General features: G+C 34.5%; 9 protein-coding genes. 7 read left to right on the top strand and 2 right to left on the bottom strand.

Annotated features, from left to right (window positions below; translation table 11 throughout):
• The first annotated feature begins 622 nt into the window (after window positions 1-622).
• On the top strand, window positions 623-2362 hold the full coding sequence (gene recJ, locus OOK82_RS06255; protein WP_264704581.1) for a single-stranded-DNA-specific exonuclease RecJ: 1740 nt from the start codon (window positions 623-625) through the stop codon (window positions 2360-2362).
• Window positions 2363-2380: 18 nt separating this feature from the next.
• Here the strand turns inward: recJ and OOK82_RS06250 are convergent, their stop codons facing one another.
• Entirely contained in the window at window positions 2381-3553 is a 1173-nt protein-coding gene (locus OOK82_RS06250) for an NADH-quinone oxidoreductase subunit D (protein WP_264685566.1), read from the bottom strand.
• Between the two features lie 265 nt (window positions 3554-3818).
• Between OOK82_RS06250 and OOK82_RS06245 the strand changes: the two genes are divergently transcribed.
• The 6 genes from OOK82_RS06245 to OOK82_RS06220 all read left to right on the top strand — a co-directional run bounded on the left by OOK82_RS06245 (window position 3819) and on the right by OOK82_RS06220 (window position 12607).
• Window positions 3819-4340 carry a cytochrome b gene (locus tag OOK82_RS06245; protein ID WP_213863969.1) on the top strand — a complete coding sequence of 174 codons (522 nt, stop codon included), beginning with the start codon at window positions 3819-3821 and terminating at the stop codon, window positions 4338-4340.
• Window positions 4341-4345: 5 nt separating this feature from the next.
• Complete coding sequence (locus OOK82_RS06240; RefSeq protein ID WP_007302056.1) at window positions 4346-5341, top strand: NAD(P)H-dependent flavin oxidoreductase; 996 nt, start codon at window positions 4346-4348, stop codon at window positions 5339-5341.
• 132 nt (window positions 5342-5473) lie between these two features.
• Window positions 5474-6853: a DUF350 domain-containing protein gene (locus OOK82_RS06235; protein ID WP_264686719.1), complete on the top strand. Its 1380-nt coding sequence runs from the start codon at window positions 5474-5476 to the stop codon at window positions 6851-6853.
• A 104-nt stretch (window positions 6854-6957) separates the two neighbouring features.
• Complete coding sequence (locus OOK82_RS06230; protein WP_264686720.1) at window positions 6958-7323, top strand: hypothetical protein; 366 nt, start codon at window positions 6958-6960, stop codon at window positions 7321-7323.
• A gap of 54 nt (window positions 7324-7377) precedes the next feature.
• Window positions 7378-9732, top strand: a complete 2355-nt coding sequence (locus tag OOK82_RS06225) for a VirB4 family type IV secretion/conjugal transfer ATPase (RefSeq protein WP_264375800.1) — start codon at window positions 7378-7380, stop codon at window positions 9730-9732.
• On the top strand, window positions 9713-12607 hold the full coding sequence (locus tag OOK82_RS06220; protein ID WP_264686722.1) for a hypothetical protein: 2895 nt from the start codon (window positions 9713-9715) through the stop codon (window positions 12605-12607). Before OOK82_RS06225 ends, OOK82_RS06220 begins: the two co-directional genes overlap by 20 nt.
• A 254-nt stretch (window positions 12608-12861) precedes the next feature.
• Here the strand turns inward: OOK82_RS06220 and OOK82_RS06215 are convergent, their stop codons facing one another.
• Complete coding sequence (locus tag OOK82_RS06215) at window positions 12862-13890, bottom strand: ankyrin repeat domain-containing protein (protein WP_264686723.1); 1029 nt, start codon at window positions 13888-13890, stop codon at window positions 12862-12864.
• Window positions 13891-13961 lie beyond the last annotated feature (71 nt).

Genomic DNA, 13961 nt, shown 5'->3' with positions numbered 1-13961 from the left:
TGAATTCTAGTACAACAGCCAATAAAGATTGCTTGACAAACCTTCTCGCTTTCCTTACTCTAACAGTAGAGGTATTTTAAGAGCTCAAAAATCTATCTTCATCTGCAGACTTTTCAGTCAATTTTTCAAAAAAAAACGTAGTGTATCTTCTTCAGCACGTGTTCAAATTCTGTTGTATATGCGCTGCATTTTCTTTCTAATCTTTCAGGAGGATTTTATGTCCAGAATTCCAGATACTTAACCTTTATTCTTAAGCTAAAAACCGATTGGTACCTATGGTTTTTATAAAGAAAGTGCAAAAAATACTTTAAAGAATATGAAATAAAGGTAGAAAAGGTTTGAGTAACCAAAAACTGTTTCCAGGCATAAATTTGTTATGTATACCAAAAAGTAATTACACTAATATAATATTCACACTTATATGCTAATATAGATATAATACTAATTAAAGAGCATGTTATGCAAGAAGAAGTATCAGATTTTACAGATGCTCTTTGTCAAAATAAATGTGATTCCTTTCGAGTGACACTCTCCTATATCTTTCTTTAGGTTATACAGAAGTCTAACACAATTATAGAACAAGCGTAAAAGTTCTGGTAAAGTAGTTTTATTTACAAAAAATATGCTACTTGATATTGAAAAACGCAGCATAACAAATGCACTGTGGAAGTTACAAGAAGCAGATCAAAGGGAGATTTTTACTCTTATACAGAGATTTGAGTTGCCAGAAATATTAGCAAGAATATTAGTTGCTCGTGGTGTTAACATAGAAAATGCACATGACTTCTTACACCCACTAATCAGATCGCTATTACCAGATCCCTTTCACCTCCTTGATATGGATAAAGCTGTTTCTCACATAATAAAAGCAATAAACAATAATGAGAATATTGCAATATTTGGTGATTACGATGTTGATGGTGCAACGTCATCAGCATTGATTAATAGGTACCTAAGAGCGATTGGAACACGCTCTATAATCTATATTCCAGATCGTGTTGATGAGGGCTATGGATTGAACACAGATGCTTTATTACAACTTAAAAAGAATGGTATTGATTTATGTATTTCTGTTGATTGCGGTACGCTTGCATATCAACCAATAGAAGATGCAAAAGTCTTTGGACTTGATATTATAGTTGTCGACCATCACCTTGGAACAGAAAAATTACCAAGTGCTGTAGCAGTTGTTAATCCCAACCGCCTTGATGAGAGCTCTCCTTATAATAACTTAGCAGCAGTTGGAGTGTCATTTCTGCTAATTGTTGCTCTTAACAGAATCCTACGTGAGCAAGGATTTTTTACCAACAAAAAAGAACCAGATTTATTTGATCTACTGGATTTGGTTGCTCTTGGAACTGTTTGCGATGTTATGCAGATTACAGGCCTAAATAGGGCTTTTGTTTTACAAGGATTAAAAGTTATGTCAGCAAGAAAAAATGTTGGCTTACGTGTTTTGTTTGACGCTTTGGGAATCCTTGAAAAACCAAGTGTTTCACGATTAGGGTTTAGTATTGGGCCATGTATAAATGCCGGAGGAAGAATTGGAGAAGCATCGCTCGGTGCAAGGTTGCTTTCCACCGATGATGATGATGATGCACATTCAATCGCGCTAAAACTAATAGATTTGAATAATGCAAGAAAAATGCTAGAAAATGAGGCTATTTTGGAAGCCACAACACAAGCGGAAAATTTTGCCCACTTAGGTGTAAATTTTATAATGGTAAGTGGTAATTGGCACCAGGGAATAATTGGTATCATTGCATCAAGACTAAAAGAGCAGTTTCACTTACCAACGATAGTGATATCTTTAAACAATGGAATAGGAAAAGCAAGCTGTAGGTCAATTTCTGGAGTAGATATTGGTGCTGCGGTTCTTTCTGCAAAATTTACCAACCTAATCATTGAAGGTGGTGGTCACAGTATGGCAGCAGGATTTTCGATTGAAGAAGATAAAATAAGTGATCTACATGATTTTTTTACTGAAAGATTTGCAAACTCCACAAACGATAAAACTATAAAAGCTGATGGTATAGTAACAGCTAAAGCAATAAACTTATCCCTTTGGAATCAACTGCAGCGCTTAGAGCCATTTGGAGCTGGCAATCCTGAACCAAGATTCATCATTCAAGGGGCAAAGATAAGAAAGCCGGAAGTTATAGGAGTTGACCATATAAAATGTTTTATTGCTGACGATAATGTTATGGTCAAAGCTATTGCGTTTCGCTGTGCAAATACTGAGCTCGGCTCTGCTATTATGCAGGGTAATGTTAAAGCCATTTTGGGTAAAATCTCTATGAATTACTGGAATGGCAATGAATTTATACAATTTATGATAGAAGATGTCTTAACCATTAGTTAAGTTACTATTTTAAAATAATTACCTATCAATCTCACCAAAGACTATGTCGAGTGAACCGATAATTGCTGCAATGTCAGCAAGCATGTGTCCTTTTGCCATGAAATCTAAGGCCTGTAAATGCGCAAAGCCAGGTGCTCTTATTCGACATCTATAAGGTCTATTGGTACCATCTGAAACTATATATACTCCAAACTCACCTTTTGGTGCTTCAACAGCCACATATGCCTCACCTTCTGGCACATGATATCCTTCTGAATAAAGCTTAAAATGATGAATCATAGCCTCCATAGATTCTTTCATTTCTGCTCTTGGCGGTGGAGAAATTTTTCTATCTTCAGTTTTTATTGGCCCTTTAGGAATTTTCTCTATGCATTGCTTCACCAAGCTAATAGATTGCCTAATCTCTGCCATTCTTACTAAATAACGGTCATAACAGTCACCATTTTGGCCGATAGGTATATCAAAATCTAACTGATCATATATCTCATATGGCTGGCTTTTTCGCAAGTCCCAAGCAAGTCCAGCAGCACGGAGCATTGGTCCACTAAAGCCCCAATCAAGCGCCTGTTTTATTGATATTTCACTAATTCCTACAGTGCGTTGCTTCCATATCCTATTTTCTGTTAGAAGCTCATCAACATCATCTATATACTTTGGAAATTGCTCTATAAATTTTGCAATATCTTCAATCAAACCTTCTGGGATATCTGCTGCAAGTCCACCTGGCCTTATATAAGCTGCGTGAAATCTTGCACCTGAGGCCCTTTCATAGAACTCGAGTATTTTTTCTCTCTCTTCAAAGAGCCATAAAAGAGGAGTCATCGCCCCAACATCAAGTGCTTGGGAAGAGATATTTAGTAAATGATTTAGTATTCTTGTCAGCTCACAAAATAGAACACGCAAATATTTTGCCCTAATCGGAACTTCGCACTGCAATAATTTCTCTACACATAACGAATATGCATGCTCTTGTGACATTGGTGACACATAATCAAGGCGGTCAAAATAAGGCAGAGCTTGAAGATACGTTTTATGTTCTATTAACTTCTCAGTGCCACGGTGCAAAAGCCCAATATGGGGATCTGCCCTCTCGATCACTTCACCATCCATCTCTAAAACAAGACGTAACACCCCGTGTGCAGCTGGGTGCTGAGGGCCAAAATTTAGCATCATTGTCTTTAGATCAGGCATGCTTTGGTAGCTTAAGGTATTGGAATTGTATAGGGTAAAATGTGCTTAAAGTCAATAGGCTTCTTGTACAAGCTATAACTCATCGTTACAATAGAAAAACTCTCAAAAACTTCACCACTTCTTCATAATCTGATAGACAATGTTTATGTGTCACATACAATTATTGCACTTATGTTGATCAAGGCAGCGAAATTATGTATAGATAATTTTGATTGAGAAATAGTTTTTCTACTATATAAATTCTACTTTAGAGTAATCAAAATTAATGAAAGACAATAAATATAGTTTAGGTTTAAGGATCATTCATTGGTTAATGTCTGCTTTTATTATTGGCATGCTTTGTTCTGGGCTGTACATGAAAAGTTTGCCGATTAGCAGTGAAATTAAATTCAGCATATACGCTGTTCATAAGGCTTGTGGTATCACCGTTCTTGGATTAATTATAGTACGTATATTTTTTCGCGTCTTTACTTATGTTCCGCCATTACCAGCCAATTTTTCTCGATTTGTAATCAATGCGAGCAAAACGATACACTTTGGTTTATATGCTTTGATGGTGCTAATGCCACTATCTGGTTATGTCATGTCTTCTGCTTCTAGCAAAGAGATCAAATATTTTTTCCATATCCCTTTATTAATTAACCATAATGAAGATCTAGCTAGTGCAGCTAATCAGTTACACTCGATACTTGCATATTTTATGATACTCTTTATAGCCTTGCATATAATTGGTGCTTTAAAACACACATTTATAGATAAACAAAACATTTTTAAACGTATGATATAGGTTATATGTTAAGTAGCCTCTGGAAAAAAGGAACAAATTTTCTCGGTAGTGAGTTTGCCATAATGGGTGGCGCTATGAGCTGGGTTTCAGAGAGAAATTTGGTTTCAGCAATCTCAAATGCTGGTGGATTTGGCGTGATTGCTTGCGGTGCAATGTTTCCAGACTTACTGAAAAAAGAAATCATAGAGACACAGAAATTAACTAACAAACCATTTGGTGTAAATCTAATTACTATGCACCCAAAGTTGAGTGAGTTGATAGATGTGTGCATTGAAACGAAAGTAAGCCATATAGTGCTTGCCGGTGGACTACCAACGAAGCCTAATATAGAAAAAATCAAGAGTGCGGGCATTGAAGTTATGTGTTTTGCACCAGCATTAAGCCTCGCGAAAAGGTTAGTAAAAATGGGAGTAGATGCGTTAATAATAGAAGGTATGGAAGCAGGAGGACATATCGGTCCTGTTAGCACTTCTGTTCTCGCACAAGAGATATTACCTCATTTTAAAAATGAGAAAACACCGGTGTTTGTTGCAGGTGGAATAGGAAGAGGCGAAATGATAGTGAACTACCTAGAAATGGGAGCAAGTGGCTGTCAAATAGGTACATTATTTGTCTGCACGAATGAGTCAATCGCTCACAAAAATTTTAAAGAAGTATTCATCAAATCAGCTGCGCGTAATGCTGTATCTTCTGTGCAGATTAGTGCTGATTTCCCTGTAATTCCAGTAAGGGCTATAGTTAACAAAGCAAGTGACGATTTTATGGAGCATCAAAGAGACATTATTGATAAATATCAAAATGGAGAAATCTCAAAAGAAAATGGGCAGCTTGAAATAGAAAAGTTCTGGGCTGGAGCCTTAAGAAGGGCAGTAATTGATGGAGATGTTGAAACAGGATCTTTAATGGCCGGTCAAAGTGTTGGCATGGTTGATAGAGAAAAGCCTGTAAAAGAAGTGATAGATATGTTAGTTCAACAGGCAAGCAATTATGTTGAAATGTAAAATCAGTAATCAGCAAAGAAAATAGTTAGCAAATTGCTATAATTATCCGCAATAAGGCATAACTGCCCAGTTTTAATGTAAAATTAACGCTAAAGAGGTATTCATACATTTTGTTATGTATGGAGAAATGTTATGCTAAGTCGTTTTGCAAAACATCAGAAGAGTGAAGATATTAATCAACAATTGTACAATGCTATATACAAAAAGGTCACAAAAAAAACACATAATCATGGAAATCTAAAAAAGGGAGATGGAACTATCGCAAAATGCATAGAGTTGTTTAACAAAGGAGCTGATCCCAACGTATTAATTGAATTAGAAAAGTCATTGAGAAAACAAGAAGAATATTATAAATATTATATTGACAACTTCCTTCCAGCATTGAAAACAAAAGTGATAGAGTCAGAGGAATTAATGAAATCTTCAGTACTTAACAATGAAGAAAAATCATCACAAAGATCACCAACAAGAAGAGGAAAAATATTAGAAATAATTTTAGAGATTACAGGGATTACTAATAAAAGTAGTGACAAAGATCATTCTAGTAGCACTATTCAAAATCAGAAAAGTCTTAGAAGTAATCAAGCAAATAGACAAAATAATACTATGGAACTATTTAACAAACAAATTCTTTCTGGTGAAGTTGAAATTCCCAAAAATTCAGGTATTAATCCTCTGGAAAAGGATTCTTTAGCTAAGGGTGTAAGTGGAAAAGGAATCTCTGGAACATATAATCCCTTGAGAAGTTTAGATAGTTATGATGCTTCAACAATTCTTACATCAAAACAACCGCAAGCAAGAAAGAAGATCACACAATCACAATTGAATAGTCAATCTGATCTTTCGATTGATAGTAAAGATTTAAAAAATGAAAAGCCTAATATAACTGTGAATGCTGTAGAAGTGCCAAGTGGTGCAAATACTTCTAAACTCAGTAGTAGTAGTAGTGATTTAGATAGTCGAATAAATTCATCTAGCTTGGCATCAAGTAGCAGAAGGAACAGCTTAACTTCAGTAACAAGCATTTCATCTGAGGAAAGTGTACACTTAAAATTAAACCCTGCTGAGGAAGATAATAGTTTGCAACTAGAAGATGAAGGAAAAACAAAATTAGCACATCCGAACAAAACAAGGCCCAAAGGCCCAAGCGGAAGAAGATCCCCTTCTAAACATTATAAGAAGACTGAAGAAGGTCCTCATTGTGTGATCTCAGTGACAGGCAGTAAGGTAAAAGATACAATGCAATCCAATAATTATGAAAATAATAGTAAAATTAAACAACTCAATAACAAAAACCTTCACGTCGCACTTGTAACAAGTTCTGCTCTCTTAGCAATAGGGTGCATTTTTGCAGGAGCAATGACATCAGGATTAGTAGGAGCAGGACTGTTTGTGGTGGCTGCAGTGTTTGCTACAGCTGCTGCTGCTGAATTTTGTTCAAATATTCTGTCAAGTAAATTGATATCCATTAGTGTGAGTCCTCTTGTTGATAATAAAGGGCTAACACAGTGATAAAAGTTAAATATGAGTTACTTATGGTGAGCAAGTGAATTCGGTTCTTGCCTATTGATGTAAAAATTGTTACAGTTAAGGAGTATCTTAAAGGTATTTAGCTGATGCGTATTCAATTGGGTAAAGTTTTTGCTATTGTAGCCCTGTTAAGTTTTATCTTCATGTCATGTTCTAGCAAAGCAAGTGATGAATTGAAAAATATACCAGGAACGTTGAAAGAACTTATTTCTTCATTTTCAGTTAAAGATACTATGGAAAATATGAATCCTTCGACAATTATAGGGTTATGTATAGCTACAGTGATACTTGCAGTAGTGTTCAGAGGTCTAATTTTCTTCATGATACTGTTTGGTGTACTGATCATGATGTTTGGGAGTACAGAAAAAGCAACAGATTACTTGAAAGAAAAATTCAACTTTGCAAAAGATATAAAATTACAGCCCGACAGCGAAGAAAAAGATAAAAATTAAGATAGTATTTTTATGTTTTTTAATTATCTTTTTATTGAATACACATAATGTTGTATGCAACCAAAAGTACCGGCCACTAGCTCTAATTCTGAAAAAAAGAACAATTTAGCGTTACTAGAAAGTATTAATTTAGATTTTATCCCTTATGCTTGCCACTACGATGAAGAAACTATACTAACAAAACAGGGGGAATTGTTAAAAATAATCAAGTTAGAAGACTATTCTTCAGTTGATAACTATGGTGATCTTAGAACTGAAATTAGAAAAAGTATATCAAAAAATATCCAGAGTTTATATTTTACAGTTTGGATTCACACTGTCCGTAAGCGCAATAAACTGAGCTTACAGTGGAATAAAACTGCAGACTTTTCCGATCAGCTACACTCAACGTGGTTTAATAAACTAGTTGATAGTAAACTACAGTATATAAATGAGTTATACATTGTGGTGTTACTTAGTGATTTTGGCAAACATATTAATAATGCATTTTTTTTTGGCAGGATAAAGAATAGGCACAAGTTATTTTTACAAAAAAATCATCAAGAATTACAAAAAATAACTGACCTGATTCAAAAAGATTTAGAACCTTTTGGAGCTAAAAAACTGGGCCTTAGGTCTAGTGAAGGCAAAATATATTCTCAAATGATGGAATTTCTCCATTACATTATTACATTAACGCACAAAGATTATCCAATATGTGAAAGGGATCTATCGCAGCATGTGAAAAACCTAAAAGTAGCTTTTGGTTTCAATAAATTTCAAACATCGTTTGAAGGTCAACAGAAGTTTGGTTCTATTTTTTGCATAAAGGAATATCGAGAAATCCCCTTAGAAAATATAGATAGGTGTTTGCAACTTGACTCTGAGCTTATCATCACAGAAATAATAATATTTACTAGTAATAATAAAGCAGTAAAAGAATTTAAAAAACAAATTAATATACTGCAAATCAGTGAGGACAATACCTTACTTCAAAACTCAGGAATAAATGAAATAATAGAGCTTGAAAAAATTTCTGCTATGGATTTTTGTCAACAGAAAATTATTGTTACAATCTTTGCAGATGATAAGAATAGGTTAGCTAAAAATATCAGCGATTTATCCTCTGTAATGTCGTTAATCGGGTTGATGATGTTTAGAACTGATCTGCACATGGAAAATCATTTTTGGGCACAGCTTCCTGGAAACTTTGCTTTTGTTACACAACCAAAAAATATATTAGAAAAATATGCTTGCAGCTTTGCTATGTTGCATGATTTTACATCAGGTACGTTAAAAGGAGGAAGATGGAAAGAAGCAGTAACAGTTTTTTTTTCAAAAAAAGGCAGTCCTTACTTTTTTAACTTTCATGGAAAGAAAAATAATGGTCATACCACAATACTTGGAGCTCCAAATTCAGGTAGAACCTCACTGATCAATTTCTTACTTTCGGAATCAAGAAAATTTAACCCTAGGATTGTTATATTGGATAATACTGGAAAATCAATAATATTTACTAAAGCAGTAAGCGGCCAATATTACATAATTGATCCAAAATATAAAGATAAAAGTCTAAAATTTAACCCACTGAACATTGAAGATAGTGCTTCTAATCGCAATATGCTTGTTGAATTGATCAAAAGGATGGTTGCAGATGCAAGTTTGGTAGACGTAGAAGAAAAGACAAAAAAAATTGTAGATTCTATATTTGCTATACCAAGAGAATCGCGATCTATTTCTCAAATTTCTGAAGTGCTTTTACTTCTTGGAGGCAAAATAAGTAAATGGTGTGGTGAAGGTGAATTTGCTTACTTATTCCAAGATGGTGATGAGTCAGATATTGACTGGGGAACAAAAACTATATCCCTCAATACTGCAAATCTCACTAAGCAAAAAGAATGTATGTCCGTGATACTTTACTATTTCTTATACTCTTTCGAAGCAAAATGTGATGGCTCACCTGCAATACTTGTTTTGGATGAAGCATGGGAGATAAGTAATATTTTTCCTACAGAGGGAGAGTTTGACGACTGGATGCAAAGAATGACAAAGTTAAATGTTGTAGTAATTCTAAGTACTGAAAACTTAAACCTAGCATTTGCTAGCAAGTTTACTCAATATTTAGATAAGCATGTCGATACGAGAATCCTGATGCCGAACATAAATGCAAACAGGTTATACATGAAAGCATTTTCTCTGTCGAAAGAGGAACTGAATGTCATTTTGCAAACACCAACACAGGAAGGTTTATTTTTGATAAAGCAATACAAAGGTTTAGTAACTTTAAATCTAGATTTGAAGAATATGAAAGAAATACATGTACTTTCAGCTAATAAAGAGACTATAAAGTATATGTATGAAGCAATAAAGGAAAAAGGCGAAAAAGTGAGTAAGTGGTTACCGGCGTTCTATGAAAAATGTAAAGCTTAATTTTTTATTGATATTCTCCTTGATATTTTGTCTTTCTTATCAAGGATATGCTGATTGTCCGTATTTTGTAAAGAGCAATACTGAACTTGAGGTTGTAGGAAATAAAACAGGAAAAGGTATTGCAAATTTTTTTAAAGGCAAGTGGAGCGATTTAGACTTTGACAAAAAATTATTGCAATTTATTAAAGTTACAGCAGTAAATAATCAGGGACCAGAAGGTTACTTCGATCCAAAGATTAAGGTCTGCAATTACGAAGGGAACGACAACTGTTATATATTATCCAGTGGAACATCTTGCCACAAAATATATGGCACACAAGCCACAGGTGCTGGAGTTTCTGCAGCAGCTTTTATCGATTGGGAAGGAGATAAAATGTTAGCTGATGGAACAATTAAGACAGATAACAGTAAAGAAATCAAAGAAGGAATTGCGAAACGCCTTGAATGGGAATGGGCAGATGGTGTTACTGATGAAGAAAAAGTAAAATTTGTTAATGCCCCTAAAATATGCGCTTGTAGTCAAAAGGGGGCTTGTATGTCAGGAATTTCTTCATGGGGCTCTAGAGTATTTTCAGGGGAAAATATTTTCCGTCCAGGGAATATGGAAAATGTTTGCGATACCTGCTATCAAACCAAAGTACAATGTGTGCCTGTACCACTTGCACCTGGCCCACCTCCATTTTGTGAACAACTTGCGATGTCACCACCACAAGTTAGAATTGTTCCTATAACAAATGAAGAAAATGATTATTTCCATCCAAGAGTTGGAGTCATTATTGGTGAGCTGAAAGAAAGAAGGGAGCTACCTTTTCCGCGCGGTTTTTCAAATAGTGAGAATACTCCAATTTATCCATTTACTATTAAAGATACTATCCATTATCTCAAAACCTATAGAAAAAAAGGTCAGCTCTGCGCTGAATACTATGGTACTGAGGAAGAAGAGTCCGAAAGAAAATTACAATTTCCTGCTCGCTGCTTCCCAGCGCCACCTGCTCCAAAGATTGAAGAAGTGAGCATACCAAAGCCTAATGAGGGTAAAGGCGAAAATACGCTAAAAGTAAAAATAAAGATGAGTGAGAACGTTTGTACTTATGACGCACGTGGAACTCACAGTAATGGCATCTGTACTTTTTATGTTAATAAAAATTCTCCTACATATGTTGGCCATCTACCTTTAAAAGTAGTAAAGCCAGCAATAGTGGCAAAAACAACTGATAGCAGTAACAGTAAAAGCGACATCGATAGCGTAATAGAAGGTATATTAAAAAATAATTCGCAATTTGAAGTTCTAGAAAAATATGGGTATGTTCCCGATATCGAAGCAGAATGTAAAGAGCTTCAGAATGGTAAGTGCAAACTAGATGGCTCAGGATATCCAAAAGTAGAAATAAAATATAAAGAAAATTCTAAAAGTAAAATGCTCTGCCTTTCTGGGTGGCAACCAGAACCAGAGGAGTTTGTTCTTAAAAAAGAAAGTAAGCTAATATCGCTAAAATCAATGGGGGCAAGATACAATAAATACAATACTGTTTATTCAAAGGAGTCTGATCAGCTTTATTATTTTCCCTGTAACGAAACAATTGAGGTTTTAGCAAAGCCACAAGATGCACTGAATGAAATAATATTTAATAAAAAAGGATATATTTCCATTCCTGCTGAAAATAAGTCTAGAGATAACTGCATGGCAAAAGAGGATAAAGAGGTAGATACAAAACAAAATTGTGACAAATGCAAAATAGTATATGAGTTAACAGATGGAAAGTATGAAGAAAAAAACTGTAATCACGGTGATGATGGTTGCCTCTGCTTTGATGGAGTATGTAGTCGCTCAACACAGTATGTAGATAAGAATGATAAACTATTTTACTTAAGATATGAGGAAGTGGATTGCAAGGATAAGGATGGTAAAACAGTAAAAAACGAGAAAGGTGAAATACAAAAGTGCACACAATTAAAAAATCAACCGATTAAAGCAAATAGAACAGAAGTCTTTTATGCTGATAAATTGTGTAGGTTCGATTTAGAGGGTTTAAAAAAGAGATTACGTGAAATAATAATAGCACAATTGAAACATAAGAAGCAGATTATTGAAAACAGGGATCAAAAACTTTATGAGCTTGGAGATGGCTATACAGATGATCTGTCAATGTATGATTACGTTGAAATAGAAGCATGGGGAGGTGGTGAAGCTGGTCATATAGCTGATAAAGCTCAGTCTACTGTAAGTAGACTAGGAATGCCAGGTGATTACATTAAAGCTAAACTAAAAATCAACCCCAATTATCCCTATATTAAAGTAAAAGTGACAGAAGGAGGTGGTGGACAAGAAGATGATGAATCTAACAAGGATGGGGGACCAACTTTAATAAAAATGTGCAGAGACTCTTCAGAAACAATTTGTAAAGATTTAATTACTGTTGCAGGCGGAGGTACATACAGAACCTATGGGGGAAAGAATTACAAAGATACAATAATTCATGAACAAAGTTTAAAATTAAAAGAAGAAATTAAGAAAGGGGACAAGCTAAACTCTAGTAAAGATAATAAAATAGCATATATAGAAAATGGTGAGATTGGGTATAAAGATGTAACAAAATGTAGTAAAAACTACGTGAATAAAACATATGGTGCTGGTGGTTGTATCAACGAAAGCAGCAAAAGTTATAGCAAGGGCGCTCCTGGTTATGTGAAAATTAAACCTATATTTGATGAAATTAATAAAGAAAGAGTAAAAAAAATAGATGATGCTATTGAAAAAATGATACAAAATCCAGATGACATCACAGGTATTGATGATTCCTTAATAAATAAACTTGATAAAAAGATTATTGATACAATTAAAGAAGAAATTAGAAAAGAATTGTTAGGTCTATAGTCAAAGAACCCTGATGGTTGCAAATGGGGTAAAGTTGAATTTACATTACTGAGAGTATCTGTTCAGGTGCATGTCAAACCAGTGTTTCTTTTCTTGTATCTCAGTTCCCATAATGTCATCCCAGTGCGTGACACCCATTTCTTTCTAGTGCTTCCTTCCTTGTCATCACAGCTTCCATAATGTCATTCCAGTGCTTGACACTGGAATCCATGTAAATTTAACTGGACGCCAATGTCACAAACTAGTTTTCTCATCTATCTTATTTTGCTACTCTGCTGAACAAATACGTCAATTTTATCTACTGATGAGCTAGGTTTGTTGTTCTTCACATGTTGTGACAAAAGCTCCTTAACTCCTTTTTTCACAAGAAGTACTGAATTTGTATCCTTTTCAAGCATAAAAACTGTAGAGTTTTCAATTATCTCAGCTATTTGTAAAGGAGTATCTCCTGAATGGTTTTTAATATTAGCATCAGCTCCTTTTGCTAATAGTAATCTTGCTATTTCTTTGCGGCCTGTTATAGCTGCTATATGTAGAGGTGTATTGCCAATCTTATCGCCAATATTGACATTTATTCCTTCTATACTAAGTAATAACTCAACTATTTTCTTATGGCCATTCTTGATAGCTACACTTAAAGGATCTCTATCGACATTACAGCCATTGACCTTAGCACCATTATCAAGAAGCAACTTGACTACTGCTTCATGCCCATTCTGAGCAGCTAGATACAAGGGTGTGACATTATTTTTTTTATCTACTATGTTAACATCAGCATTTTTTGTGCTAATTAATAGTTCAACTATTTCAGTATGTCCGTTCTGAGAGGCTAAGTACAGAGCTGTTATACCAAATTCATTGTCTTTAGCATCAATCTCAATTTCTTGAGTATTAAGTAACACCTTTACAACTTCTACAAGTCCATTTTGAGCAGCAATATGTAAAGGTGTCTTACCATCAGTACAGTCTTTTATATTGGGATCAGCTCCCGCTTTAATTAACTCCTCTACTATAGCTTTGCTTTTAGCTACAACAGCAAAGTGTAAAACTGTACTGCCTTTAGTAGTTCTTGCATGAATATTAGCTTCTTTACTGATTAGTAACTTTACTACGTCTAAATGTCCTGAATAAACAGCAAAATGCAAGGCTGTAAATCCTTTTTTATCCTTGATATTGATATCAGTTTTTACATTAAGTAATAACCTAACTTCATTTATGTTACCATTATAAGCGGCTTGATGTAATAGAATATTTTCAACCGGGAGCGATTGATTGCTGAACATATTTACCTCTATATAATAGTATGCCTAGTGGTACTACATCAAAACAAGGAACATTCAAGAAAAATTTTTGC

It is taken from the genome of Wolbachia endosymbiont (group B) of Apotomis betuletana (assembly GCF_947250475.1).
Classification (GTDB): Bacteria; Pseudomonadota; Alphaproteobacteria; order Rickettsiales; family Anaplasmataceae; genus Wolbachia.
Note: the sequence above shows the minus strand (reverse complement) of the source record. Positions and strands in the feature narration are given on the sequence as shown.